Below are 25792 nucleotides of genomic sequence, written 5' to 3' on the forward strand. Positions count from 1 at the left end.
TAGTCTCCCTTGCAGGGCGCGATCTGGTCTCAGGTTTCGTAGAAGAATCCTGCTTCCAGTCCGCTTGGTAAAAATTCATCCAGCCGTGTCAGCAGGTTGCTTTCGCGCTGAGGCTGATACACCTGATGCCAGACGCCCATCTCGCTTTCGTCATCCGCGCCTGCCTTGATCCGGACAGGCGTGGAGTTGCGCAGCTGCAGATAGGCAGAGCGGCCATAGCGCCGCTCATTGAACCCCGGCCGCATGCGGCCCTCTACCCGCCGGGTGATGGCGGTCTCTTGTGCGGGTGAAAGCACCGGTGTGATCTCTTTTGCCGCTGCCATGGCTTCGGCCAGCGCCAGACTGGGCTGGCAGCGGTAGCGGCGTGGCACTTTTGAGCCGGGCGGAATGTAGGAAAACCGCGCGCAGCCCGTTTGCGTATCCTGCGCCTGAATGGGAATGGTCCAGCTGTCGCCGGTGGCCAATTCCGCCATCAGGATCGCGTTTGAGATCAGCGTGAAGACCCGCGCGTTGATCTTGCCGATCACCGTGCTTTCGCCCAGTGTCACACGCCCGCCGGGACTTTCCCCATCAAGTGCAGCCAGTGCTACATTGACAGTTTCCGTGGCATCAACCGCGCTGTCGCGGATCTCGATCACTGTGCTGGGATGACAGCGGATGCCCCCCAGAACGCAGCTGTCGATTTCTACAATCACGTTCGGGGCTTCGATGACCAGCGAGGGCGCAGTAGGTTGAAGTGGCGTCCCGTCAGGCTCAGCTGAAATCCCCGGTAGCAGTGTCAGGTGCCGCAGGGTAAGGCGTCGCAAGGCGTTGGTGCCCGTGTCAGGTACCACGATGGCACCCCCGCCAATCAGTAGTCCATCAAGACTGACCTCGCTTTCAGCAGCACCCGTGATCTCCATGTCAGCTGTCAGATCAAGCGTCGGGCGTTGCCCGTTGGCAGCGCGGAACTCTAACCGTTGGTCCGCGTCTACGTCGATGGAAAAGCTGCCCGGATAGGTCTCGCTATCAGTGATCTCCACGGCGCCGCCCGTCTGCACGCCGTCCAGCGCGGTTTGCAGGTTGTCTCCTGTTGCCACTGTCGTGACGGGCACGAGCGCCGTGGCGAAACCTGTTGCCCGCTCATAGGCACCACTGCCGATATCTGACGGGAACGCGGTATATGCTTCGATCTCAACACTTTCAGGCGGATCAGATGACGCAGGTGTGGCGATGCGGCCCAAGACCGGGTCGAATGCCACCGTGGTGTCCGGCGCGTGGGCCCAGCCTGCGCCGAAATCGGACAGATTACAGATACGTAGACCGCCGGGCAGCACCTCCAAACCGTTCACCCAGATGCGGAATGCGCGCGGGTAGTAGTCAGAGAGGTTCGCGTCAAGAAACCGCCGCCGCAGCGGAATGGGCAGGTTCACCGGGCCGGCAAGCGCATCTGCGCCGCTTTCGGTCACAGGCGTGTTGAACACCTGCGTATCCAGTCCTAACGTATGCAACGCAAAGCGACGCGGCCCAACCTGAAACGCCTGATGGCGAGGCCATTGATCGGTCCGCAGGCGCCACAGGAACAGGCCGACATTGTGAATATTGTGCTGTCCTTCGCGCAACGCGATCCGACCCACATCCACGGTGTAATGGGCGCTGTCGAATGCACTGCCCAGATCTTCCAGCCGGGCGGCATTGCGCATGTCGATCCCGCCGTGCACCTGCGGGCGCAGGTGGTTAATGAACTGCGGATGGGCAAGGTTCTGGAAATACTCGACCACTTTTGCAGGCCAGCCGGTCGCCCCGCGCGCCACTTCCTCAACCGTGGCCGCCGTCCCTTTTGAGCGCACCAGTTCAATCCACCGCCCCACCAAGGCACGCTGGCTGACTCGACCCACATCATGCACCGGACGGTAACCAATCAGCGCCCCGATATAGGGGACAAGCCATTCGTCGCAGGTCTCAATGAACTGGTTGTCATAAAGCCTCGCAGCCTCATCCAGCAGGGTGTCGCCCGTCTCGCCCAGCACCATCAGAAAGTCGCGCAACGGGTACCCTTCGCTGGCATCGCGGCTGCGGTAGACTTCGGGCAAGCTGTCATAGAGCCATGCGCCGACAGGTGTTTGCTCGGTCATGTCATCTTCTCCAAATAGTCGAGCGGTTCAGGATTCAGCATCAGAAGCTCTGCTCCCTGCGTAGGGCTGGCACGGTCGGCCTTGAGCGCCTCGTTCCGCTCAGCCGTTCCGCCGCAATAGAGATAGTCGAGTACAACGGCCTCAACCCCTTCGACATTCTGCATTGTCGTGATGACTTCAGAGGCAAAGACCGGCGCGGCAAAGCTACGCGCCTCAAAGGCGTATTCCTCGCGCAAGGCGGCTTCGACGTCTTCCAGAACATCTTCCTCGACGTAACCCTCAAGCGCCTTAATTTTTGCCGCCATACGGAAATACCGGGGGCGGAAGCTGCGCAGCCGGAACCGTGTGTAAGGAATCCCGTTCCCCGTCAGTGAGGCCAGCAAATCCTTATAGAGTTTCGAGGTATCCGGAACCTCACCGCCCTTTTCGTCAGCGACGGTCACGACAACCCCGGATTTGGCCGCGCCGGGAAACTTCACCCATTCTGCGCGAGATTTGGCGACCCCGGCGTATGCGCGCGCATAGTCTGCAAAATCGCTCAAGGATACGACGCGGTCGATGGTCCGGCAGGACAGGGGTACGTTTTCGCGAAGGTTGTCCAGCGTCTCCGGGTCTGCGCCGCCTTCACTGGCCAGCGGGTTTGACACTTCTTCCAGCCCCAGCGGGCGCGACATCAGGATGTTCAGCTGCCCGGCCTTGACCCGGCCTGCCAAACCCAGGCCCGAGCGATACGTCACGGTGATATTGTCGGTGCCGGACTGCGGCATGGCCCCCATGATGCCATTGCCAAACCCGTAGGTGGCCGTGCCTTCGGGATCGAGCGTGAGGGTATAGACCCGGTCGTTTGGCTTGGCATCAAGGAGATCGCGCACTGGTTTCCAGAGCACGCCGCTGACGCGCAATTCGGCTTCAGCCCGCGCACCACCGGACACGGTCGCTGTCACATGGGTCAGGGGTTTTTGTTTCGCTACCACCTGAACGAAAGGCTGCCTGGGATCACCACTGCCAAGGATTTCCTCTGTCGTCTCGCCGTGATTGGCTGCGGCCACGTTCCCATTGATCCGAAGCGCCCGCCGGTCGAGGTCGTCTACCAGCCCGGCTGCTAGTGTGATCCGCGTGGAACCCCCGGCAAAAAGCTGGTGTTCAACTTCCGCAATCTCCACCAGCCGGGTCACCGGCGCGTCCAGTTCATCGGCATAGATGCCGGTCAGAAACAGGCTTTGCTCGCTTTGCAGTCCGGGTGCCCAGGTGTTCAGCGTGATCTGAGTGGTCCCAATCTCAAGCGCATCTTCGCGCGGGGCGCGCGGCAGGTCGATCCATTCGGCATTGGCGTAGACGGTCGTACCGCGCGTGGTGAAACTGGGAAAGCCGGTGTCGGTGTCCAACTCCAACCGTGTCGATTTTCCCGTGATCGCGAATTCGGACAGGGACAACTCTGAGACTGCGTCGATTTCGTAAACGCCCCAGACCGCGCCATCTTGCAAAAGCGCATAACTGTCTGCAGCGATATCCTTGATGACACGGTCCAGGTGAACGGCGTTGGCGCTGTCTTCCAGCACCATGAGGTCCCCATCGGCCCATTCGGCTGCACTCACACCTTTGTAGGGTGCGGGCGTGGTGCCGGTGATAATGATATTGTCATCCGCGTCAGTACCGTATGTCGGGACGTCACCGGTCATGGTGGGGGGCAGCGTTGTGATGGAGGGCGCGGTGTTTCCAAAAACGCCTGCACTGTCCCGAAAAACCAGAATGCGTTTGGGCGTTTCCGGTGCGCCCATGATTGGATCAAAAAGCTCTTGCTCCTCCAACTCTGCGTCGTCCAGAAGTTCCGTCAGTTCCCCCGCCGTGACGGTTGTACCCAGGAACGGCACAATCTCGGGTGGAAAGACCGGGCTGGCAGGCGCGGCAGGCGCAGTTGCGGATTGGTTTTCCGGGGTGCCGCCCTGAACGTCTATGGTCAGCAGCGTAAGATCGCGGCTATCAGGGTCTTCGGCCGCATTCGCAGGCTTCAGTTCTACCTTTCGGACAATTGCAAAAACCGCGGCGGTATCATCCGCGAAATAGAATATTGCGTCACCAGCGACCAAGCCAGTTGCCGTGCCCTCCAGATACAGACGGGTTGTCGTTGTAGAGAGCGTTTGCACCCAACTGAGCCTTGGCCGCATCGCATTCCATGCGGGCCGCGCTTCGACAGACTCCGACGTCTCGAAAGTGACAGGCTTTTCGTTCGGCCCCGGCGTGCTTTGCACCTTGATGCCGGACGGCAAGATCGCGGAGCGCGGTGCACCAACAGCCGTCGACATCTTGAATGCCAACGCGGTCTCGGCGGAGACGCCCGGATGGGGGCGATAGCTGACAAGGCCCGCCAATTGATGCAGGGACCAGAGTTCGCCCGCCGTGGGCAATAGGGTCTCGGACAGCAGGCGATCATAGTAGAAGCCAAGAATTTCGCCCACCACCGACCAAGCGTCGATCAGGGCAATTGAAAAATCTACCGATGGATCGCGGGAGCGTAAATCGGACAGGCTGCCGTATTCGGCAGAGGTCAGGCGCGCAGTCATTGTGTCCTTGAACGCCCAATAGTCACCCGCACGCGCCGTAATGACAGGTAGGCCCGGTCTCTGGTAACCCGCCTGCGGTGTCTTGATCGAAATGCCGCTACAACAACCGCATAGATCAGAGAACTGGATTGCCATCACCTGCCCCCTTTCATTGTCAACCGCAGCACACCGTTGCCGGGATGGCTGGGATCATTGTCGAGCCGCGCGATCTCGCGCCTGCCGAATTCCAGCTTGCGGTCGGTCAACCCACTGGTGCGCGCGTCTGAGTAGCGCTGGAACAAGGTGACCTCGACGGCCTTTACGCCCTCGACCGACTGCGCAAGCGCGATAAGCGGCGAGAGGTAGAGCGTTTGCCCAAAGCTCATCGGGTCCGGATGAAACGCCCCAAGCGTGCCGTCAGCCAACACGTTGGCTGAGAACCGTTCGAGCACCGATGCCTTGACCTGTCCGCGCAGATAGTCGGCGCAGACACAAACCTCCATGTCGAGTTCGACGGGCACCGCGATTGGTCGTTCAACCTTCAGATCACGTCCCGCCATGCGGTACCGTTCCAAATGTGCACGCAGACTGGACTGAAACTCTGTTGTCACGGGCAGCCCTCCGCGCCGGTCGGCGGTGACAAAGACGGTGTGCCAAGACCCTGTATGCATGATGTCGGTAACGGTGCCCTGCACCGGCCCTTCGGGCGGCACAAAGCGCTTGGCCATCTCGTCATGGTCCTGCCGCGTGACGGCGCGATCCTGTCGGCGGAAGGCAAAAGGCGCGCGCTGGCGCATTTCCTTGATGGACTCAGGACGGCGGCCACCTGTCCCCGGTGTCATATTTCGCACGCCTGAGATTTGGGTGACATCGCTGCGCACATGCACAAGCCTGTCTTCGCCTATGTTGCCCGTTGGCCCCAGACCGACACGGTAGGTTGCCGTGAACGCAGTGTCAGCATTGGGCCGCAACCCGTTGATGTCGTTCCCAAACCGCAGAACCGCACGGCCCTCGTTGTTGATCTCGGGTACCACGTCGCGGGCGTTTGCATCGCTGCCCAAGAGGTCACGCCGCGCGGTATAGGGGGCTGAAACAAGGTTGAGCGTTCCTACCAGGGACAAGGCGGGTTCCGGCGTGCCGGTTGCGGCGAGGAGTGCCCGCGCGCCGCTTTCTGACGAAAAAGGGGCTGCGTAGGTCAGGGGCCCTTGCGCCAGCATCGGCGCATAGCGCGGCGTGATCCGCTCAGGTCGTTCCCGGTCACACAGCTCCGTGGCGCAGCATTCAGCTTGGGTTGAGGAGACGGCTTCGGGACCGTATCCCGGCGCCCAGCTGCGACGGGGTGCAGGCACTTTTCCCAGATCTTCATTCGTGATGGTGCGCCCATGATCGGCAAGGCAGATGTTGCCGCGCGCGACCGAAACCTCTGGCAAGAACAGCCGGCCGAAGGTCTCATCTGTCTCGGCGGACAGGCACAGGGGCCTTTCCAGCGCATCCATCACATCCCATTCGATCTCGGTAATCTCATCCGTCGTGACCGGATCCGTCAGCGGCACACCGGGAGCCTCAAATGCGCGCACGGCTGTCAGGCGCACAACGGGACGGTTCGACCGATCTCGGTCTGCGCTGCTGCCACTGCGCGGGCCGATCAGTTCTTCGAACGCAAGAAACATGCCGGGTGCAAGGTTCGGCCTGTGCGCGCGCAGCGTGGCGGCGGTGGCCCCGCGCGGCAGACAGCACCGCTGATCGGACCAAGTGTAGAATGACAGCTCATTGTGATCGACGAAAAGCGCCTCAATATCGGTCATCGCCTCGAAAACGGCCGCCGCGCGGGCAAGCACCTCTGGATCGGCAGGCAGGCGCAGGGGCTGACCCGAAAGGCGCGTGGTAAAGGCTGTCCCGGCAGGGATCACCGGCTCAAATCCCGGACCGCTGGGCAAGATGTCAGCATCCACTTCAACATGCACAAAGGCGCGTGCGTTCTGGCCCTCATCCATGGTGTAATCCACCAGTCGCCCCAGACGGCGGGCGGAAATCCGGTGGTGCAGTTTGGACAGATACGCCTCGGTATGGGCAGCGTCCTGTTGGTAGGCAACCTGATCGGCCAAGACCGCCAAGGCATCGATCACCGCCATTTTCTGGTCCACCGGATGCGGCGCCGGCGCGTCAGGCTGAAGCGTCGCGAGACGGTCCAGCATCACCTCCCGAAAGCTGTCGATGTCCCTTGCAAGATAGGAAATCTCTGGCATCTCGCGCGGCGGATCGAGACAATCACAGGGCTGAATACAGTCGAAATCAGACGGGCATTCCACCTTGAAGCTGAACTCGATCAATGCCAGCTGAGGGTCGAGTTCCGTCGGTGGTCGGTCGTCGAGCAAGCCCCGACGGAAGCGCAGCAGATGGAGCTCAAAGTCCCCCGGCCCCGTCAGTTCCACGACGACAATGTTGTTCTGGGTGCCCAGACCGGTGGTCACATCCACGATTTCCAGTGGCCCATCAGGCCCCTCAACAACCACATTGTCAGGGCCGTAGGTAACTGGTGCGGGATCTTTCAGCAGGTGAACATGCAAAAACCGCTGACGGTCATCTTCCAGTACCGCGGCCATGTCGATGACTTCGATGAAATCGATACCATTCAGTGTTGAGGTGCGCGTTGTCTCACGGCGCAATGTATCGCAGCAATAATACATCATGGCCCGGCCTCCGCATTCGCAGTCAGCGACATCCGTCCTTCTTGCCCGGTCCGCACAATGCTGTAGGCGATGTCGATTAACAGCGCAGAGTCTTCGGCCCGAACATCAAGCGCGCGCAACTCGACCTGTGCGGCCAAAAACTCATGAAACGCCACCTGGATCGTAGACCGTGCCGCCGCAGCCACGTCATCAGAGAGCGGACCGAACAGCAAATCGGACAGGCCGCAGCCTAGCGCGGGCCGGACCAGACGCTCCCCCTGCCGGGTGAAAAGCAATTGTTCGATCAGGTCGCGAATGTGATCTTCGTACCCGGTTCGGACCGTGATCCCGTCGCCTGCGAACCGGTAAGGAAAATCCATGGTATATGAGGGCTGTTGCGTCATGTGGCGATCACCCGCGTTTGAGCCACTGCAGCAATGAGCGGCGTTCCCGTGGGTGTTGCGATCGCTTGGCTGTCCATCAACAAGAGCGGCTGACCGTTCGACATCACGCGCACTGATCCGGTTACATATTGCGCAGTGACGCAGGGCCCGTTGCCTGCGGGCGGCGGCGGCATCGCGCAACCGGCCACGACGTAGGGTGCGGTCTGCGCAACCGTTGGTTGCGCTGAAACCAGAACGCGCGGATTGGGCACGGTCGGCTGCGCCTGCCCGCCATGCGCACAAAGCACCGTTGCACCGACGTGAAGCATTGGTCCTGGCATGTGGTCTCCTCCCTTGCCCGCGCTCAGATCACAGTGAGCGCACCCAGATTGATGTCGACTGCGTTGCCAATCATCGAAATGACGGCCCCCTTCCCGTTCATGATGGTGATGCCAGTGTCGTTGACCGCGATGGTGGCACCCGAGGCGCTTTGCAGCGTGATCCCGCCAACGCCCATCGGGCCAAGAGCATCAGAAATCACGATCCCGTTCTTCAACGGGGTCTGCATTGTGATGGCAGGGGTCGGCGGCGGTGCGGTGTTGGCCAAAAGCGGGACATCAGCGACAGACCCCGTGAACGTTCCCATCCAGACGGGATAGTCCGGATCACCCTGTTCAAACGAGACATAGACCCCCGCACCGATCATTGGCACGCTGAAGAACCCCATCTGCGTGCCACCGGTCGGAAAGCAAGGATTGGCCCAGGTCGACAGGGCGGCCGGTCCAATGTCCGGCACCAGGACCTGTATTCGCCCGGTCTGCATCGGATCGACATTGTTGACCACCGTGCCGCGGTGAAGTCCATAATATCTGTTTGTCATGCGGGAACCTTTTCGACTGTGGACAAAAGTCCGTTGCGGGTAATCTCGAAGCCCTGCGTGAGCGTGCCAGCAGAGAAGTTGGTCCTGACCATCTCGACGTAATGAAGCCCGTCAAAGGCTGCGCCAAATCCACGCAACCCCACCAACTTGTGCGGCTGCAAAAGCCTGCCGTAGCGCATCACATCAAGCTGGCCTGAGAGTTTCACTGGTGCCTTATTCGCCTGTGCCGCCTTGGCCATACCAACCAGTGCTGCCTGTACGGGGTTCAGTTTCGCTGTCCCGGTCACTGGCTCGATCTGCAAAGGGATCGGAGGGATCGCCCCAACAGGTGGGTCAAAAACAGGATTGACGACAATCGGAATTGGGATTGGCGCCCGGGTCTGCGGGTTCTGGATCGTGACAATAGGCAGCTTGGCATTCTGACCGTTGTAGCTGCCGGAGAGGCTTTGCACGTTCTTGTGGGCATCCATGTCGAAGTTGAGCGCGCGCTGTGGCTCTCCCACACGGATCTCTGGGCCCCAGTAGGCGTATGAGGTCCCGACCACGTCGCCCGGCTGCATCATGAAAACATAACCCACCTTTTCGGCAAGCATCTTGATATAGCCGAGGTCTTTGCCCTGCTGGCGCGGGATGCGTTCTGTCGGGAGTGGCACGTCCAGCAGGACCGACGGAATGACTTTGGGAATGACGCCAAGAAAAGCGTACTTCAGCAGGATCAGTCCGACGCGGACAAAGTCCGGAGCTGCCGGATAGAGGATTTCGTTGAAAGCGATGTAATCAAGCGCGCGGCTCAGGTCTTCTCCGGTCACGGTCAAGCGCGCGGTGCCGGGTGCAGGTCCGGGCGAAATCTCGTGGTTTGTCATGACCCCGTCAATCAGAACGCTTTCCTCTCCATTGACCCGGGCCGCAATAACCACCCGCACCAGCGGGATCGGTGCGCCGCCTGAAATCAGAAAGACCGTGTGTAAAGGCGACCGCTGATCGATATCAAAGACCAGCTGAAACACGCCAGGCGCAGTTGGTGTGGCGCTGGACACAGAAGCCGACACAAGTGCCTTGAGCGCATCCTGCGACAGCGGCACCGGCACGGCCGGGCCGACATAGACGCGCAGCTCTGCACCGCTGCTCATATGCCCACCTCCCTATTCAAAGCTCTGCCCCGCGATAGTGAGCGCCTGACCAATGGCCAGCCGCGATCCGGTCTCAGCCAACGCGCGGCGGGGATTGAGCACCTGATTGGCGTCGAGAATTTTCCACCCTTGCGTCGGGTTCCCGAAATAGCGTGCGGCCAATAGGTCCAGCCGGTCGCCGCCTTGAACGGTATGCACACCGCTCACTTCGATCCGCTCTGCCGCAGGGATGAAGCGGCGGCCGACATAGCGCACCTCGCGACCGTCCGGCAGTGTCGCCTTTTTCATCGGCGCGCCGTTGTAGCGGCTGTCTGGCGGAAAGGGTGCCGTGCCTTGCGTCACAGGTGCCAGAAGTTTTGCGATCTCGTTCATAGCGCGCCCTCAATGCCCATTTTGCTGGCCCGCCCATCTGGCACCCGTCCGGCGCTTTCCTCGATCCCGGTCAGATAGCTGAGATAGAGCGCACCGCCGCGGCTTGAGACGCCAAGATCGTCCACCGATAGAACCCGCATGGACATGCTCACCGTCGCGACAAGTGGATAGAGCCGAGAATTGTGCAGATTTTCGGTGACATTCAGTGACAGGATACGCACCGGGGCGATGTGTTGGGTGCCCCATACAAACAATGTCAGCGGCTGGTTCATCGGGATGATTTCCAACGCGCCCGATTGTTGCAGCGCATCGTTATCGAGGATGGTTCGGGATGTCGGTGTGATGAGCATCTGTAGTGTCGCAAGCTGTGGGCGCACCCCCTCTTCCACCGCCGTCTGGTCGCCGCGTTGCAGCGCATCGGATACTTCGAGCCGTGCCTCGATCGAGATCGTCTCAACCGCTGGTCCGGTAAGCCGCAGCGGGGCCGAGCGATTGGATTCCTCCCCCATCGATTTCACGTCAAAGCTGCGTGTGATCCGTTCCGGATTGATCAGGAGAGGCAAGGTCCGTTCGACTGTTCCCGTTTCCGGATCAAGCAGGACAATTCCGCCTTTGAGGAAATCTGGTTGAGTGGATAGCATTATTGCTCCTCCCTCACGCGCCGTTCTCTTGCTTGCTCGGTCGCGCGCAATTGCTCGGCGGCCGTGCGCGGATCCATGTGCGCCCAAGTGTTGCGGGTGACGCGGAAGCTCAGTTGGCTGCGGCGCACGACGGGCACCAGCATGTTGCGGCGTACCTGAATGTTTTCTGTTTCAGTGCTGCGGTCCGTCTCCCCTTCGGATTCCGTCCTGCTGCGTTCGCGTGTGGTGCTGCGCCTGCGCTCCTGCTCGGCTGAGTCTGTGGTCCCTTCCCGCCTCTCTCGGCTGCGCTCGCGGCCTGTGGTGGTGCCTGCCGTGCGCCCCCGTCTTTCGGAGCCTGAAACCGAAGATCGCCCACCCTCAGATGCCCCTTCGGTCCTGCTGGCGCGATCGGTGGTGCGGCGGGTCAGGTCAAAGCTGCGCGTCCGCGCCTCACTCCAAAGCCGGGCGGCACGGCCCGTCAGACTGCCACCAATCCGCAACGTCTGTTCGCCGCCAACCTCGCCTGACAGGCCCACGGTCAGACCGGCGCTCGCGCTCCCGATCATCGACAGGATGGCACCAAGGGTGCGCGCCTGAGGCACCGGCAGGCGGCGCAGGACCGTGCCAAGCATGCCGGTCCCGATGTCTTTCAGACCGATGCTTCCCTGGCCTGATAACCCAAGCTGACCGCGCAAGGTGGTGGCGACATCACTGCTGATGGTGGAACTGATATCGACCTCGGTCTGCCTTGTGCGTGTTGTCGACGTGCCCCAGCGCCGTGACAATTCCTGCAATTGCTCGCGGGTCTGGGATACGCTGCGCTGCCAGTTCTGCTCGGCTTCAAAACCGCGGATGCTTTCTGCGGAAGCCCCAAGTGATAATTCCAATCTTTCAGTGTCTCGCTCGGAAACATCGCGGCGTCGCTCCTGACGACGGCGGTCGGTGCGCTCATCCGTCCGAGAGCGCCGGTCTGTCGTGCTCCTGTCGCGGCGTTCCTCGTGCTGTTCGCTTGACGTGCGGCCCCGGACCACCTCACCGATTGTGGCCGCACCCAGATCGACTTCCAGGGTTGCCTCGACACGCTGGTCTTCAGCTGCGGGAATAGTGGGGTAGTTCTGGTCCGCCATAGGCGTCCGTGTCGAATAAGCATAAGCACCTTGGGCACTTGCATCCTGTGGTTCGACCCAGAAAGTCATCCCCGCCCGGCCATCCTCGTTTCGGGGGTGTGATGCACCGTCGGAAATGACTTGATTGCGCGCATTATCACCGGGAAACCGCGCGTTGCGTGCGATGGTCCGTGGCGACGTATGGCTGCTTGGCCGGATCATGAACTGCTCAATGACCAGCCCGCGGACCGCTGAACTTAACCCCGGCGCATTCCGGATTGTAGTGTTCATCAACCATTGCACCGGTATATTCCGCCGCGCGGATCTCTGGCGCGAGGTTTCTTGCACACCAATGCCCATCAAGGTTGACAGTTCTTCCGCGTGGCGCCCGCGCAGGTGGTCCATCAGGTCTTCCTGACCATATCCCTGAACGATCTGGTTGCGTTCGATATCGGTCGCCCGGCGCAGGATCAGCAGTGCGGCGTCCTTGTCAGCTTCTGCGCGAAAACCGCTGAGCAGGTGCTGGATCATGTTCCGCCGCACGCGAAGGTCGCTGGCACCCGACGGTACGTAAGGCGCTTCATCACCGCCGCTTTCTTGTCCGTACATGCGGTTCACAATGACGCGGGCCATGTTGTCGGTGTCGTCGTAATCATGTTCCGACGCGACATAACCTGGGCGCGACATTGCGCGGACGAAGTGGTCCAACTCAGCATTCGAAAAGGTCCCGCCGCCGCCGAGCCTGTTCCACCATTCTGCTGAGAATATGGGGGTCACTCCACCCGGTGCATATTCCCCGATCCTGCGCACCGTGCCAGGCGTATCGCGACCCGCGCGCATGTCGCTGACGTGTGCCAATTCGTGTGCAATGACGCCGCGCCCCAGACTGGTTTCTGGCTGAAAAGCACCTTTGGCAAAACCGATGTCCGTGCCAGAGGAAAAAGCGGTGGCATCAATGGCCCGGGCCCCGGCATCCGCTTCCGACCCCGTATGCAGCCGTACATCGGCAAAGGATTCCCCAAATGCACCCTCGAAATCCTGTCGCATGGGCGAAGGCATGGGTTGTCCTGCGCCACTAAAGCCAGCGCTCATGTCTTCTGGAAGACCAGCCGCTGCTCGCTCAGCAGTATCCGGCATGTGATCAAGGGTTCCCTCGTGCAAATCCCTCAGCCTTGCCTCCGAATTGAGGCGTTTCTCCACTCTGGATTCTGCCGCGTCACCGCGTCGGCCCAACTGCTGTGGTCCGCTCTCTTTTTGCACCTGCTGTTGCTCAGCCATTGCCCGTCCTTCCCCCTTTGTGCAGGATCGCCTCGGCCGTGCGCCCGGCGAGCCGCTCACACTTGGCGCCCGCACGTCCGGACGGACCACGGGGCAGATCTAGCCCGTCCTGAACCGCCCCGGTAAGCGCGTGCGTAAAAGTGTCCTCCTGACCCGCGTAGCGCGCGGGTAGAACCAACCGATCAATGGAAATGCTGACGGGGCGTTTCATGGCAGCACCCTCCGCCGCAGGGGGGCCAGATCAATGGGTTGGGGCAGCTTTGCGTTTTCGATCTCAAGTGCGGCGAGGACTTCGTCCATACCGATTGCGCCGCCTGCGTCCGCCGCCAGAAAAGCGGCATTCAGTGCGGCATTGCGGATCGTCCCGCCTGTCGCGGGCAGAATGGCGAGCGTTGCGGGATCGATGTTTTCCAGCGGCGCTTGCGCGGGGAACGCCGCAGCCCAAAGCCGCGTCCGCTCTGCTGCGGCCGGAAAGGCGAAATGCACCGCAAATCGCATCCGTCGCAAAAAGGCATCATCGACCGAGGCGCGCATATTGGTCGCCAGAAGACAGGTTGCCGCGCAGGTTTCCAGCCGCTGCAACAGGTAGGCAACGGTCATGGCCGAAAACCGCTCTTGCGCGTTGTCGCCATCACCCCGCTTGTGAAACAGCGCCTCGGCCTCATCGAAAAACAGGATCGCGCCCGCGCGTTCGGCCATCCGGAATACATGATCAAGGTGCTTTTCAGTCTCGCCGATGTATTTATCGACCACCTGCGCGAGGTTCACCCGCAACAGCGGCAAGCCAAGCTCAGCGGCCATCACCTCGGCGGCGAGCGTCTTGCCGGTACCGCTGGGCCCTGAAAAGAGCGCTGTGATGCCCAACCCGCGCGACAGCCGCTCGCCGAAATGCCAGTCACGATAGACGTGGGCGCGGTGGCGGATCTGTGCGGTGATCAAGCGCAGTGTCGCCTCTGTCGCGCCTGGCAACACGAGGTCCTCCCAGCTGACATGCGGTTTGATTTCCTGCACCAGTGGATCAGGGGGCGGAGCAAGATAACGGCGGGCTGCTTGCTTGGCCGCGGCGGCACGATCATTTGGCGATAGGTGCTGCAAACCGGCGGCAATCTGCGCGATTTCGTCTGCGCCAATCGTGAACGTTTCGGCAAGGTCAGCTGTGTCGGCTTTGTTACCTTCCCCTAGATGATATTGCCACAGAGCCGCCCGTCCGATGGCATCGGGGGGGGCAAGTGTCACGGCCTCAGCCCCCGGCGGAAGTGCGACCCGATGGGCCATTTCGTCCGCAAGAATTAGCGTAGGCATTTCCAGCGTCCGAAGCCTTGAGGCCTCACGCGCACTGAACACCTCAAGGGCAAACACCGGCATCATGCGCGCCAGCACCGTTTCCCGTGCGAGGATGCGTTCCAGCGCGCTCCGTTCGACAACCGGCAGTTCGAAGAATGCAGGATCTAAGCCAACGGGTTCCATTGTCAGCGCTTGCGCAATTCGCGCGGCGACTGCGTCACGGGTCGCGGGACCTTCTCCTACAATCACGCAGTGCCCGGCCCCGCCGCGTGACACCCGGCCTGCAAGGCGCTCTGCGCAGCCATCTGCAACCTTGGTATGAGGGTCTGACAAGATGCCAGCCTGCGCAAGCGGGCGCAGATACGGACCAAGCCGCGCGTCCGGGGTTGCCAGGCCGAGGCACCAGTCCAGAATGCGCGGATCGATACTTACCGCGCTGTCCTGCAGGTTGAGCGCGCGGTCAACCCGGATCAAGAACCATGACCGCAGAACCGAACCGGACGAAAGGCTCTCCCAGTCCAACCGGGGCAAAGAGGCCATCAGGTCTCCGACACTCAGTGATCCGCCGGAATGTGATAGCGCCGCTGCGCAGCGTCGATCCAGAGCGGCACCGGCAAGCAGGGCAAGTGCTGCGCTCTCTGCATCATTCAATCCAAATAGCGCAGCCAGTTCGTCAAAGACGGAGCCCGCAAACACTGATCGGTCAAGGGTCTGTCCGGCCTCCAGTTCTTGCACGATCTTCGGCAGGACGTCGCGCAGGCTCAGCGGGGCATCCATACGCATATCTGAGCCTTGCACTGTCATGCCGGCACCATGATTGCTTGTGCCGGGTCATACTCTGGCGGCCGTGGTTCAAAACCCGGACCGATGGGGGGCAATTCGCGCAGCACCAACCAGCTTTCCACACCGTCGACCCGCAGGCGCATCGGATACGCCCCGGCGGGTATATCCGGAAAGGTAAACGTCACTGTGCCTGTGGCAGTCGTTCGGGCGGGTGCCGTGGCCAACTGACCGCCGAGGATCAGTTCCACGCGTTGGCCGGGCCAGACATTCGGGCGGAAATCCAGATCAATCTGCACTTCATTGTCAGGTCCGACGCGGGCCACACTGGTTGGGGGCAAGGTGGCGATTGGCGCAAGTTGAAATGCGGCACTGTTTGAGCGGTAGAGCGGCGCGCCCGGGGCACTGCGGGCGGCTAGGCTGATTTGATAAAGACCGGGTGCCCAGACGGCGGGCGCATCCGGCAGGGTGACCGTTTGAACCGTGTTGTTGCCACCCGGATCAGGCAGCACGTCGATCGGTGCGGCCAAAGCAGCGTTCTCAAAACGCACCGTCACATCGGTGCCGCTCAACCGCTCCCCCCGGATCACGACAATATCGCCCGGACGGGCGCTTGGCTGGCCTTGTGGCAGGCTCAGCGAAGTAATTTGCGGCATTCCGACATTAAGGTCAGGCGTCACCTGCGCGCCTGTGTCATCGGCGCCGATCATCAGGACCGGAAGCGCGCTACGCGTTGGCGTATCCGTCTCGATGATGACCGAAGACACGCGATAGGCCATGGAACTGCGATAGGTCGTCTGGAACGACGTCCAGAGCTTCGACATCTCCTCCGCCGAAAGGTAGACCGGGCTGATGGCAAGTTGTTCGATCTGATCGGCAAGCCCGGTCTGCGCCAACGCCTGCAAAGCTGGCGGCAGTGATCCGGCCACGGTTGGCGACGGGGTCAAACCTGCCTGAATCTCGGCGCGGTCAAATCCGGGATGCTCATGCAGGATCTGCATGGCGTAGCCCAGCAGGATGTCGTGATGCAGGTCCTCGCTCGTGATGGCGCTGATCAGATAATAAAGGTCGAGGGTCAGGGGGGTGTTCTTGTTCCGATCGCCTGCTTGGGTACGCGTGGGCAGTATCTGGTTTGACCAGTTGCCCTGATTGTCCACGTTATAGAGGAAGACATTCAGCAATGACCCGTCGTCGGCCAACTCCAGCACCCGATCAGGGGCGCGGGCATGAACGCTGACATTCGTGCCGATGGCCGCCCCCACATCGTTGTCCACCAGCCCGTCATTGAGCAGGTCACGCAAAAGCTGGGTCACGCCCGCTATGGCCAGCGCGGTGCTCATGCCCCCTGCTTCCGGCGCTGGTCGCGGTAGTCATCCAGTGACAGCATTGGCTGCCACTCAGGCCGTTGTGGTGCAATGGCGGCTTTTGATGCGGTTTGCTCTTGAGGGTCTGGCGCGATGACGATTTCGCCGATGTGGATATGCAGCGGGGCTGATCCCTCAACGCTGTCATCCGCTTGCACTGCCGGTGCCTCTGGCGCACCCGGTGGGGGCGTGGCCGTGACCGGGCGCTCCGGCTGCGTCCTTGGCATAAGTCCCGGTTCCGGGTCATCCTCCTCGCTTGGCGTAAGGCGCGCAACGGCGGCGGCCAGGGCGCTTTTCAGATCGGGCACGGGAACTGCGGGCTGCCGCTCGGTGGCAGGGAGTTTGGATGCATGCTGCGCCGGTTCGATGGCGTCGTGCCCATCGGGAAGTCTGGAGGCTTCGGGCTTTCCTGCTTCTTGCGTCGCCGGCGGCACGGCATCTGAGACCGGCTGAGAACGCGGTGCGGGGCTTGGCGCGACCGCGATGGCTGGTTGCGTTTGCTGCTCCTGCGGGTCAGGTCTTACTGCTGGCATCAATCGTGGCTCACCGGCCTGCTGCCCATTTTCCAACCGCGGTGGCGCAGCGGATATGCTTTCGGGCCTTGTATCGGTCGCCTTTGCTGGTTCCTCCGCTGTGCGCTGTTGCGGCGTCGGGGGCAACGTTGGTTGCTCAATGCTCTGTTCTTCGATCAATGGCGTGGCTGTGGCGGTGGTTGCCGTGAAATAGGGTGCGATCCGGGGGCGAAGAACCCCGGTCAAGCCAGCAGCGCGGTCTAATAGTCTGGCAGCGAACCCTTGTGTGACCAGACCTTTCATGCGCTTACCATCGCGACATGTTCTGCTCGGCGCAGCGGCGACAGGGAAAGGATCTCGCGGCTGGTCCATCCATAGCTGCGCGCCAATAGATGAATGTCCCACATCAATCGCCGCGCTTCGGCTGCAATCCGGGTCCAGAGATAGTCGAGGATATCAAAGGGCGCGTCTTCCGCCGCGCCGCATTCAGCACAGTCAAACCCAAGGCTCAAAGCCTCAAGCCCACTTTGCGCCTCAAGTGCGGCATCACAGGCAGCGATCAGCGCATCGTCGGCCTCTGTCCGGTCCAAGACCGACAATATCAGCGCCTGTTGTGGGTCAGGCGCACGCAATGCATTGGCCAGATCTCGGCTGTTGGGCATACGGTAGGGATAGTCCCGACCGTCATGACGTAACACGCGCCGTTCCGTGTTGGGGCTTCCCAGCTCTTTGATATCGCTGACAGAAAAGGTCAGCTCAGACTCCGCCCCGCAGAGCGTGCAGGTTGCGGAAAGCGCCAGCTGGCTGCCAAAGACCGCCTCTGTAACATCAAAGAGCCTGCGATCGCGTTCAGCGATAGGGAGTGCGGCAAGCTCTTCGCGCGACAATTCAGACTCTACAAGGGCGATAAGCCCAAGGGCCCGATCAAGCGGATGTTCGCACGCCCCATTATCCCACAGATCGAGGATGGCGCTGTCGGGTATTTGTGCCATGCGTCGACTACTCGGCTGGCTCAGCGAAGCTAGGTTCGTCGGGCACAGCGACTTCATAGTCCCGTTCCCAGCCTTCGTTCTCAAGCTTGATGGTCTGGATTGCGAAGGCGGAACTGCCGGCGTCGAGATCCGGGAAAGCGCGGAATTCTGATACCCAGCATTCGAATATCCTGTAGCCAAGAACAAGTTGTCCGGCTTCGTTATAGATTTCGAGGTAAAGTTGCTTTCGAAAATCGGCCAAAGACAGCTCTGCACCACGGCCTTCACCCCAGTTCCAGACCTTGTTCGCCCATTGCTCGAACTCGACGTTGTTTGTTACGCCGCGCTCCATCGTGATGGGTTCATATTTCGCCTGACCCGGAGATTTGCGCATCAGCGATGGATCACCGCCTTCTCGGTACTCCATCACCTCGATTGTGCGGCTCAGTGCACTGATCTTGTTGACGGCAAAAAAGTAGTCGCCGCCGATTTCTTTCACACGAAACTTGTGGCCGGCATAGGGAATGACACGCTGGCCTCTCACGTTGAGTTGCGACATTGGGCCCCTCCTTTATCCGTCTTGTCTGATTTGAAGCTGAATGCTGACCACCACGAACTCTGCTGGACGAAGTGGTGCGAAGCCTACGAAAAGGTTCACGATACCGGCGTTGATATCGCTTTGCGTTGTGGTCTCGCTGTCACATTTCACAATGTAGGCATCCCTGGGGGATGACCCCTGAAACGCGCCTTGCCTGAACAGCCCCTGCATGAATGAGGTGACAGCACTGCGCATCTCGTTCCAAAGTGGCGCGTCGTTTGGCTGGAATACAGCCCATTGCAGCCCGTCATAAAGCGAGCTTTCGATGAAGAGGGCCATGCGCCGTACCGGCACATATTTCCAATCAGACGCAAGCAGGTCTGCCCCCACCAACGTTCGTGCGCCCCACGACACATTGCCGGGGATGTCAAAGTTTCGCAGGGCGTTCATGCCCAATGGGTTAATGACGCCGTTCTCTTGATCCGTCATCACATGATCAAGCGCGACCACATTGCTCAGCCGCGCGGTAATACCCGCAGGAGCCTTCCACACGCCGACCTGGCGGTCGGTGCGCGCCCAGACGCCTGCCATCGTGCCCGAAGGCGCAAAGGGACGCGGTCTGTTCTCACTGCCCGGATCGGGGAGGTGAACGAGCGGATAGTAGGTCACCAGGTTCGGCATGCGCAGCCCGGCGTCGGCCACCTCTCCCAGCCATGTCTCGGCTTCTTCGATCGTGTCTGTGTCTTCCGGGGGATCAATGAACAGCATCGCCCGCTTTTCGGTGCAATAGGTCGCCGCTGCTGACATCACCGCCGCCAGATTGGCGACACTACCCAGCTCCGAGGCTTCCGGAATGGCAAGCATGTTGAACGACCGCACATCATCCAGCGCATAGAAACCCGTTCGCGTGGACCGGTCGCCGCGCAGATCGGCTGCGCCGTTCGCCGCCCCGTCGCCGCCAGCGGTTGCAACGCTTTGAAACGCGGCAGGTGTATTGATAGGCGCATATTGCTCGACGTTGGCACGATCAAGCGCGCCATCAAGACCCAGACGCTGTGCTAGGTCTGAAACCGAATCCGCGATCGAGATAACCGTGCCCGGATCATAGTCCGGCGATGCGCGCCCGGGCACGATCCGCAACCGATCACCAACGACCGTCACGGTGAGTTGCGCCCAAAGCCGATCTGCGGGAAATGCCGCGCGCAACCCGGATTGCAGGCCTGCTGCCGCTTCGGCCAAGGTCGTGGGCGGCGCTGTAAAGGGAACCGAGACGGTCTCGGCGCCCGCCCCCAAATCAACGTCAATATCGTTCGCCGGAGTGATCCCCGCCAGATCGGCAAGCGTGACGGGGCCGGAATAATATCCTGTTGGCACCGGCAGACCATTTCCCGCCCAACCAGGATCTCGGCTGAGTTGAATAATCGCCGAGGCTTCGTTGACCACGTCCAACGCGTTGCGCGGCCCGGCTGTCAGAGTAAGGTTGCGGTAGACTTCGGTCCTACGGGCAACCTCAACTCCGTCGACGTCCCTGATTTCAGCAACGGTGAGATTGAATTGGGTTGTCGGATCGGGCGTGATCGCGTCCACGTCAATGCGGATATTGTCGCCCCATTCGCCGGGATCGTCGAGCGAAACGCCCCCGACCTGCCGCCCGGCCGTTGCCCGCAGCGTCGCGTTGTTGGTGGCGTCGTCCATGACAACAATGGCTGCTGTCGCATCTGGGCTCACCCTGACGCCATAAGCCTGACCGCCCCCGTTGAGGAAAAACTGCGAGACCGCAAAACTTGTCGGATAGTCGGAATTCAGGCCACCCAAGCCTGTCTCAAAATCGGCCTGCGTAAACATCCGGATCGGTATGTTGAGCGGTCCGCGCGCGAAGCCGCCGACAAAGGCCGCAATGGACGTCGATGCACCGACGATCGTTCGGGCACCGCTTGGAATTTCCTGAAAATAAACCCCGGGGCTTTTTGGAACAAATGTCAACTGAACCTCCCAATTCTAAATGGACAAGCGATCTCGTCACCCGCCCATACGTTGAGCGGCGTAATTGAAGTTTTTATGTTTGGATCGGTCGCTCAGGTGAATCGGAGATTCAAAAACGTTTTATATTCAGTGCATTAGCACGGAATTTCATTGAGGCGGCTAATCTAAATCCGATGTCGTGGTTTCAACCTACAGTAGCATAATGCGAAAAACCTCACAAGACTGTGACCAAATCGACGCGCAAAAATTCGCCGACCGTTTGATCTTTGGCAATCATCAGAAAGACTTAGGCTGAGTGCGCATCGCCCGTTGAAAGGGTCCGCCCCTGAGGTTGGGAAAGCTGAGGATCAGGTATGATTGCCAAGAAATCCACACCCGATGAGGTGGTCAAAGGCAACGGCGATTTGCAGGCATGTTGCGGCAGTTGGCCTTGACCCGCGCGCCAAGTTCTCTCCAGCTTGAGCGGAGCGCTTGGGGCAAATGCCGGGCCGGCTCTATGCAAATCTTGTGGGTCCTGAGGGACGCAGGTTAACAGCCCATAATGCGTCACGGGTCCCCTGCCCGACTCTCACCCTGTAGGCGGCACAACGCGCAAGGCTGCGGTGCGCCGCGCGAGGTCTACAAACTGAGGGTAAGAAGAGAAGTGGCGCACCCAGTAGGATTCGAACCTACGACCTTCGCCTTCGGAGGGCGACACTCTATCCAGCTGAGCTATGGGTGCAAACTGCTTACGCAGTGCTTACTTCATATTTTTGCGAGTTTAAAGCAAAGAACAGCGACCTCGCAAACCACTGTTCTTTATCGTAGATATCAACTCCTTGAAATGCCACCGCCTTGGCATCAGCCTTCGAAGGGTGGCGGTCTATTCAACTGAGCTGATCGTCCACTGGGGGCGGTATAGACACAGGTTTCCGCCCCTGCAATCAATTTCAGGCAAACAGATCATGCGCCAGTTCAAGGGCCTCGACCAATGTGTCGATTTCCCCTTTGGTATTGTATAGCCCCATTGAGGCACGGCAGGTGGCAGGCACCCCAAGGTGGTCCATCAACGGTCCTGCACAGTGCTGACCCGCCCGCACCGCGACGCCCTTTTTGTCCAAAATGGTTGATATGTCATGGGCATGGGCCGCACCGTCGAGCGTAAAGCTAAAGATCGCGGCTTTGTCCGGCATGGTCCCTTGCACCTGCAGCCAGTTCAGCCCGCCCAGTTTCGACACTGCATAATCGCGCAAATGGTCCTCGTGGGCAGCGATGTTGTCCATCCCAAGCCCCATCATGTACTCAAGCGCCACACCCAAACCGATGGTCTGAACGATGCCCGGTGTCCCTGCCTCGAATATCATGGGCGGATCGTTATAGACGACCGCATCTTTCGATACTTCCTTGATCATGTCGCCACCGCCCATGAAGGGACGCATTTCCTTCATCCGGTCAGCCTTGATGTAAATCGCGCCTGACCCTGAAGGACCATAGAGCTTGTGACCGGTGATCGCATAGAAATCGCAATCCAGATCCTGTACGTCCACCGGCATGTGAACCGCCGCCTGAGAGCCATCAACCAGCACCGCCACGCCCTTTTCATGGGCAGCTTGGGCGATGGTTTTTACGTCCACCTTTGTTCCCAGCACATTTGACAGATGTGTGATGGCAATCAGCTTGGTCCGCGGCGTGATCGCGTCAATCACCGCCTGCGGGTCCAGGGCCCCGGCGGCATCGACATCAACCCATTTCAACACAACTCCCTGCCGTTCGCGCAGAAAGTGCCACGGGACGATATTTGCGTGATGCTCCATCACGCTGAGAATAATTTCATCGCCCGCTTCCATGCGCGGCATGGCCCAGCCGTAAGCAACCGTGTTGATGCCTTCCGTCGTGCCGGAATTAAAGACGATCTCGTCCTCGGACCCAGCGTTCAGGAATTTGGCGATTGTGCCGCGCACCGCTTCGTATTTGTCGGTCGCAAGGTTCGACAGATAATGCAGGCCACGGTGCACATTGGCGTATTCATGACTGTAGGCCTGTGTGATTGCATCAATCACCACCCGCGGCTTTTGCGCGGAGGCCCCATTGTCGAGATAGACCAGTGGCTTGCCGTTCACCTCGCGTGACAGGATCGGAAAATCCCGACGGATTTCTTCGACATTCAACATCAGCTCATCACTCCTTGGGCCAAGCCCCCGATCAACGCCATCAATATACCGAGACCCAAGACAAGCCCGACAAATGCTATCAGCAGCACCGCAACCGCATGCCAGGCCGACGGCAGATGTAGCGCCGTGGCCAGAAAATTCAAAAATACCCAGATGCCCCAAATCGCGACTGCGAAAGACGCCAGGGCACCTAGCGGGGGGATCAGGAAAGACAACACGATTACCGCAGCCTGTGCCGCCGCACGCAAAACCTGAAACCAGACAACCAAGGCCAACACGTCCATCAACGTGCCCTGCCCGCCAATTGCCAGACCCGCCCAGTACATCGCATGAACATAGACAACTGTCAGGCCGACGATCAGAATGAAAAGAGCCAACGGTCGGTCAAAATATCCCGGCAGCGGTATTGAAGGGCCGGAAACTTCAACCACAAGAAGCAACAGAAAAGTGTTGACCACGGCAACCAGACCAAGTGCGGTCCAAAGCACATCGCGGCCAAGGTTCAGCCCCATGATTGTCTCAGCCGCCCGGCGCGGATCGCGCAGGCTGGTTCGCGCTAACGGCAGCAATTCAGCTTCCATCACGCGGCCTCTCTGCCTGCCGCGATCAGGCCAGAGACCCAAAACCACGTGAACGCCGCAAACCACAGCACACCGACCAGCGTCATTTCGATACCCGGACCGACAAAGCCAGCGGTCAATCCCCATAGCAGCATCAACGGACAGGACGCCAGCAGTGCCCAGAACAGCGCCATACGTGCGCCGTAGCCCGTGAGCTTGGCACGAAAAATCCGTGCTACCCCCGCAGTCAGACCAGCGATCACATACAGCAGCAAGGGCGCGATAAAGAGCCATGCCATAAGCGAGGCTCCGAGAAGCATCTGAAGCTCTTGACCGGTTTCAAATGCCTCCCGGGCCAAACGTGGTGTCTGTGCGACGAACACCATCAGACAGCCGATCATTAGGTAGATCAGCGCACGGTCCTCACGGACGCCTCGGTCAAGCATCCGGCGCATGACTTTGCCCGGCCCCCGGTAGGTGGCTATGATATCCTGCGTTGCTGCCATCCTAGCCGCGCCGACGAGCAAGCCAGGATTCAAGGCGGGCCATCATCTCTTCCTTGAGTGTCTCAGAATCGATCTCATCGACCGCCTCGGCAAGGAACGAAAGTGTCAGCATGTCCGTTGCAACGCCTTTCGGAACCCCCCGAGCCCTCAGATAAAACAAAGCGTCCTCATCAATTGCACCGGAGGTGGAGCCGTGCGAACACGCCACGTCGTCGGCGTAAATCTCAAGCTCGGGTTTGGCGAGGAACTGGCTGCCGTCATCCAGCAAAAGCGACTGGCTGATCTGATAGCCATCCGTCTTCTGGGCACCCTCCTTGACGAGGATCTTGCCCTGGAAAACGCCTGTCGCCCCATTGCGCAGCACCTTCTTGAACACCTGACGGCTTTCGCAGTTTACCGCATCATGGGTGATAAAAACCGTATCATCGTGATGAAATTCACCGTCCCCGACGCAGGCACCGGCAATATGCGCTGACGCATTGTCACCCGTAATCTCGATCACGGCTTCATTTCGGGTCAGTTGCCCGTTTACTGTCAGCGTGAAGGACTTGAACTGCGACTCCGTCCCAAGGCGGGCAAATATATGCGTGGCCGCCCGGCGCTCATGATCACGCCCCTGGGCGCGGACATGGTGGAAGGACGCACCATCCGCGATGTCGATCTCCATCACTTTGTTAAACCGTGCAGCGGCCGGGCCATTCTCAAGGACCGTCAGATCAGCACCTGCATCAAGCTTAATGCAGTGATGCAAGAACGCATCGGAAGTGTCTGACATATGGCGATAAATCAGGCTGACTGGTTTGCTGGTCTTGCCTGTAACATGGATCAGAACACCATCTGTTGCACAAGCCGTGTTCAGCGCGGCCAAAGGGCGGTCTACCGGCGTCTGGCCGCTTTTCTCGAGCGTGCCATAAAGGTCGCGCGCCCAATGCAGATCGCTGTCAGAGGTTGCCAGCCGCTCAATGCTGACCCCTTCCATGCTCAGATCGTCAGAAGCTTCCGCGTCAAAGACGCCGTCCACGAACACGATCTTGAGCCGTTCGATGCCATCAAAGAGTGGCGCTTCATCGTTGTGAAGGACTGCCGCCGGGATCGCATCGGTTTGCGTCAGGCTGTCAGGGCGCGTGTATTTCCAATACTCGTCGCGTCGGTCGGGCAATCCCATCGCCCGCAACCGTGCCAGCGCATCTCCGCGCGCGGCCTTGGACCAGCCTTTGGTCGCGGGCATGGGATGTGCCGCGATCATTGCTTCGGTCGAGTTCATCTTTTCTGCAGGTGCCGCCATCACGCCACCTCGGCGAGGATATCAGCGTAGCCATTGTTTTCGACTTCAAGCGCAAGCTCTGGTCCGCCGGTTTTGACGATACGGCCATCGGCCATGATATGCACGACGTCCGGTTTGATGTGATCAAGCAAACGCTGGTAGTGCGTGATCACCAGAAATCCGCGCCCTTCGCTGCGCAACGCGTTAACGCCCTCGGCCACCAGCTTCATCGCGTCAACGTCAAGGCCGGAGTCCGTCTCGTCCAGAATGCACATCTTGGGCTCAAGCATCGCCATTTGCAGGATTTCGTTGCGCTTTTTCTCGCCGCCGGAAAAGCCCATGTTCACAGGCCGCTTCAACATGTCGGCATCGATCTTCAGGTCTTTGGCCTTGGCCCGCACGACCTTGAGGAACTCCGCCGCCGACATTTCCTCTTCGCCCCGCGCCTTGCGCTGCGCGTTCACGGCCGTCCGCAGGAACGTCATGTTGCCCACACCGGGAATCTCGACAGGATACTGGAACGCCAGGAACAGGCCCGCTGCCGCGCGCTCTTCGGGTTCCATATCCAGCAGATCTTCGCCCTCAAGCGTGGCGGAGCCTTCTGTCACCTCGTAGCCGTCCTTGCCGGACAGCACGTAAGACAACGTGGACTTGCCAGAGCCGTTTGGCCCCATGATCGCATGCACCTTGCCAGCCTCAACCTCGAGGTTGACGCCTTTGAGGATCTGCTTGTCCTCTTCTTCCAGTTTAACGTTCAGGTTCTTGATGCTCAGCATGTTTTGTCTCCT

22 protein-coding genes and 1 tRNA gene are annotated in these 25792 nt (G+C 60.2%); all 23 read right to left on the reverse strand.

Features of this window, described 5'->3' with window-relative positions; genetic code table 11:
* Nucleotides 1-29 precede the first annotated feature (29 nt).
* Nucleotides 30-2114 carry a hypothetical protein gene (locus GV827_RS14005; protein ID WP_164354436.1) on the reverse strand — a complete coding sequence of 695 codons (2085 nt, stop codon included), beginning with the start codon at nt 2112-2114 and terminating at the stop codon, nt 30-32.
* Complete coding sequence (locus GV827_RS14010; protein ID WP_164354437.1) at nt 2111-4810, reverse strand: putative baseplate assembly protein; 2700 nt, start codon at nt 4808-4810, stop codon at nt 2111-2113. Before GV827_RS14010 ends, GV827_RS14005 begins: the two co-directional genes overlap by 4 nt.
* Nucleotides 4810-7344, reverse strand: a complete 2535-nt coding sequence (locus tag GV827_RS14015; RefSeq protein ID WP_164354438.1) for a baseplate J/gp47 family protein — start codon at nt 7342-7344, stop codon at nt 4810-4812. Before GV827_RS14015 ends, GV827_RS14010 begins: the two co-directional genes overlap by 1 nt.
* A complete protein-coding gene (locus tag GV827_RS14020; protein WP_204325892.1) occupies nt 7341-7703 on the reverse strand; it encodes a GPW/gp25 family protein in 363 nt (120 codons plus the stop codon). Before GV827_RS14020 ends, GV827_RS14015 begins: the two co-directional genes overlap by 4 nt.
* 20 nt (nt 7704-7723) lie before the next feature.
* Nucleotides 7724-8047: a hypothetical protein gene (locus GV827_RS14025; RefSeq protein WP_164354440.1), complete on the reverse strand. Its 324-nt coding sequence runs from the start codon at nt 8045-8047 to the stop codon at nt 7724-7726.
* A gap of 23 nt (nt 8048-8070) precedes the next feature.
* Nucleotides 8071-8586, reverse strand: a complete 516-nt coding sequence (locus GV827_RS14030; RefSeq protein WP_164354441.1) for a phage baseplate assembly protein V — start codon at nt 8584-8586, stop codon at nt 8071-8073.
* Nucleotides 8583-9716 (reverse strand): hypothetical protein, encoded by a 1134-nt coding sequence (locus GV827_RS14035; RefSeq protein ID WP_164354442.1) that lies wholly within the window; start codon nt 9714-9716, stop codon nt 8583-8585. The genes GV827_RS14030 and GV827_RS14035 overlap by 4 nt, the downstream gene beginning before the upstream one ends.
* Before the next feature lie 12 nt (nt 9717-9728).
* Nucleotides 9729-10088, reverse strand: coding sequence for a tail protein X (locus tag GV827_RS14040; RefSeq protein ID WP_164354443.1), 360 nt, complete (start codon nt 10086-10088; stop codon nt 9729-9731).
* Nucleotides 10085-10729 (reverse strand): hypothetical protein, encoded by a 645-nt coding sequence (locus tag GV827_RS14045; RefSeq protein WP_164354444.1) that lies wholly within the window; start codon nt 10727-10729, stop codon nt 10085-10087. The genes GV827_RS14040 and GV827_RS14045 overlap by 4 nt, the downstream gene beginning before the upstream one ends.
* Nucleotides 10729-13092 (reverse strand): eCIS core domain-containing protein, encoded by a 2364-nt coding sequence (locus GV827_RS14050; RefSeq protein WP_164354445.1) that lies wholly within the window; start codon nt 13090-13092, stop codon nt 10729-10731. Before GV827_RS14050 ends, GV827_RS14045 begins: the two co-directional genes overlap by 1 nt.
* On the reverse strand, nt 13085-13303 hold the full coding sequence (locus GV827_RS14055; protein WP_164354446.1) for a hypothetical protein: 219 nt from the start codon (nt 13301-13303) through the stop codon (nt 13085-13087). Before GV827_RS14055 ends, GV827_RS14050 begins: the two co-directional genes overlap by 8 nt.
* On the reverse strand, nt 13300-15180 hold the full coding sequence (locus GV827_RS14060) for an ATP-binding protein (RefSeq protein WP_164354447.1): 1881 nt from the start codon (nt 15178-15180) through the stop codon (nt 13300-13302). The genes GV827_RS14055 and GV827_RS14060 overlap by 4 nt, the downstream gene beginning before the upstream one ends.
* Nucleotides 15177-16496, reverse strand: a complete 1320-nt coding sequence (locus GV827_RS14065; RefSeq protein ID WP_164354448.1) for a DUF4255 domain-containing protein — start codon at nt 16494-16496, stop codon at nt 15177-15179. The genes GV827_RS14060 and GV827_RS14065 overlap by 4 nt, the downstream gene beginning before the upstream one ends.
* Complete coding sequence (locus GV827_RS14070; RefSeq protein WP_164354449.1) at nt 16493-17335, reverse strand: hypothetical protein; 843 nt, start codon at nt 17333-17335, stop codon at nt 16493-16495. The genes GV827_RS14065 and GV827_RS14070 overlap by 4 nt, the downstream gene beginning before the upstream one ends.
* Nucleotides 17332-18024 carry a hypothetical protein gene (locus tag GV827_RS14075; RefSeq protein WP_164354450.1) on the reverse strand — a complete coding sequence of 231 codons (693 nt, stop codon included), beginning with the start codon at nt 18022-18024 and terminating at the stop codon, nt 17332-17334. Before GV827_RS14075 ends, GV827_RS14070 begins: the two co-directional genes overlap by 4 nt.
* A 7-nt stretch (nt 18025-18031) precedes the next feature.
* A complete protein-coding gene (locus tag GV827_RS14080) occupies nt 18032-18562 on the reverse strand; it encodes a phage tail protein (protein ID WP_164354451.1) in 531 nt (176 codons plus the stop codon).
* Between the two features lie 12 nt (nt 18563-18574).
* Nucleotides 18575-20524 (reverse strand): phage tail sheath family protein, encoded by a 1950-nt coding sequence (locus GV827_RS14085; protein ID WP_164354452.1) that lies wholly within the window; start codon nt 20522-20524, stop codon nt 18575-18577.
* A gap of 644 nt (nt 20525-21168) precedes the next feature.
* Nucleotides 21169-21245, reverse strand: a tRNA-Arg gene (locus tag GV827_RS14090).
* Between the two features lie 208 nt (nt 21246-21453).
* The gene (locus GV827_RS14095) at nt 21454-22674 is read right to left on the reverse strand and encodes a cysteine desulfurase (protein WP_164354453.1); all 1221 of its coding nucleotides are present in this window, start codon (nt 22672-22674) and stop codon (nt 21454-21456) included.
* Nucleotides 22674-23255 (reverse strand): Yip1 family protein, encoded by a 582-nt coding sequence (locus GV827_RS14100; RefSeq protein WP_164354454.1) that lies wholly within the window; start codon nt 23253-23255, stop codon nt 22674-22676. Before GV827_RS14100 ends, GV827_RS14095 begins: the two co-directional genes overlap by 1 nt.
* Nucleotides 23255-23740, reverse strand: a complete 486-nt coding sequence (locus tag GV827_RS14105) for a YIP1 family protein (RefSeq protein ID WP_164354455.1) — start codon at nt 23738-23740, stop codon at nt 23255-23257. The genes GV827_RS14100 and GV827_RS14105 overlap by 1 nt, the downstream gene beginning before the upstream one ends.
* Nucleotide 23741: 1 nt before the next feature.
* Complete coding sequence (gene sufD / locus GV827_RS14110) at nt 23742-25025, reverse strand: Fe-S cluster assembly protein SufD (protein WP_164354456.1); 1284 nt, start codon at nt 25023-25025, stop codon at nt 23742-23744.
* Nucleotides 25025-25780 (reverse strand): Fe-S cluster assembly ATPase SufC, encoded by a 756-nt coding sequence (sufC, locus tag GV827_RS14115; protein WP_164354457.1) that lies wholly within the window; start codon nt 25778-25780, stop codon nt 25025-25027. Before sufC ends, sufD begins: the two co-directional genes overlap by 1 nt.
* Nucleotides 25781-25792 lie beyond the last annotated feature (12 nt).

This window comes from Sulfitobacter sediminilitoris (assembly GCF_010667575.1).
Classification (GTDB): Bacteria; Pseudomonadota; Alphaproteobacteria; order Rhodobacterales; family Rhodobacteraceae; genus Sulfitobacter; species Sulfitobacter sediminilitoris.

Bases quoted from the DNA above. Each gene is read 5' to 3' on its own strand.
- GV827_RS14005 (WP_164354436.1), bottom strand. From the start codon at position 2,114: ATGACCGAGCAAACACCTGTCGGCGCATGGCTCTATGACAGCTTGCCC.
- GV827_RS14010 (WP_164354437.1), bottom strand. From the start codon at position 4,810: ATGGCAATCCAGTTCTCTGATCTATGCGGTTGTTGTAGCGGCATTTCG.
- GV827_RS14015 (WP_164354438.1), bottom strand. From the start codon at position 7,344: ATGATGTATTATTGCTGCGATACATTGCGCCGTGAGACAACGCGCACC.
- GV827_RS14020 (WP_204325892.1), bottom strand. From the start codon at position 7,703: ATGGATTTTCCTTACCGGTTCGCAGGCGACGGGATCACGGTCCGAACC.
- GV827_RS14025 (WP_164354440.1), bottom strand. From the start codon at position 8,047: ATGCCAGGACCAATGCTTCACGTCGGTGCAACGGTGCTTTGTGCGCAT.
- GV827_RS14030 (WP_164354441.1), bottom strand. From the start codon at position 8,586: ATGACAAACAGATATTATGGACTTCACCGCGGCACGGTGGTCAACAAT.
- GV827_RS14035 (WP_164354442.1), bottom strand. From the start codon at position 9,716: ATGAGCAGCGGTGCAGAGCTGCGCGTCTATGTCGGCCCGGCCGTGCCG.
- GV827_RS14040 (WP_164354443.1), bottom strand. From the start codon at position 10,088: ATGAACGAGATCGCAAAACTTCTGGCACCTGTGACGCAAGGCACGGCA.
- GV827_RS14045 (WP_164354444.1), bottom strand. From the start codon at position 10,729: ATGCTATCCACTCAACCAGATTTCCTCAAAGGCGGAATTGTCCTGCTT.
- GV827_RS14050 (WP_164354445.1), bottom strand. From the start codon at position 13,092: ATGGCTGAGCAACAGCAGGTGCAAAAAGAGAGCGGACCACAGCAGTTG.
- GV827_RS14055 (WP_164354446.1), bottom strand. From the start codon at position 13,303: ATGAAACGCCCCGTCAGCATTTCCATTGATCGGTTGGTTCTACCCGCG.
- GV827_RS14060 (WP_164354447.1), bottom strand. From the start codon at position 15,180: ATGACAGTGCAAGGCTCAGATATGCGTATGGATGCCCCGCTGAGCCTG.
- GV827_RS14065 (WP_164354448.1), bottom strand. From the start codon at position 16,496: ATGAGCACCGCGCTGGCCATAGCGGGCGTGACCCAGCTTTTGCGTGAC.
- GV827_RS14070 (WP_164354449.1), bottom strand. From the start codon at position 17,335: ATGAAAGGTCTGGTCACACAAGGGTTCGCTGCCAGACTATTAGACCGC.
- GV827_RS14075 (WP_164354450.1), bottom strand. From the start codon at position 18,024: ATGGCACAAATACCCGACAGCGCCATCCTCGATCTGTGGGATAATGGG.
- GV827_RS14080 (WP_164354451.1), bottom strand. From the start codon at position 18,562: ATGTCGCAACTCAACGTGAGAGGCCAGCGTGTCATTCCCTATGCCGGC.
- GV827_RS14095 (WP_164354453.1), bottom strand. From the start codon at position 22,674: ATGTTGAATGTCGAAGAAATCCGTCGGGATTTTCCGATCCTGTCACGC.
- GV827_RS14100 (WP_164354454.1), bottom strand. From the start codon at position 23,255: ATGGAAGCTGAATTGCTGCCGTTAGCGCGAACCAGCCTGCGCGATCCG.
- GV827_RS14105 (WP_164354455.1), bottom strand. From the start codon at position 23,740: ATGGCAGCAACGCAGGATATCATAGCCACCTACCGGGGGCCGGGCAAA.
- sufD (WP_164354456.1), bottom strand. From the start codon at position 25,025: ATGGCGGCACCTGCAGAAAAGATGAACTCGACCGAAGCAATGATCGCG.
- sufC (WP_164354457.1), bottom strand. From the start codon at position 25,780: ATGCTGAGCATCAAGAACCTGAACGTTAAACTGGAAGAAGAGGACAAG.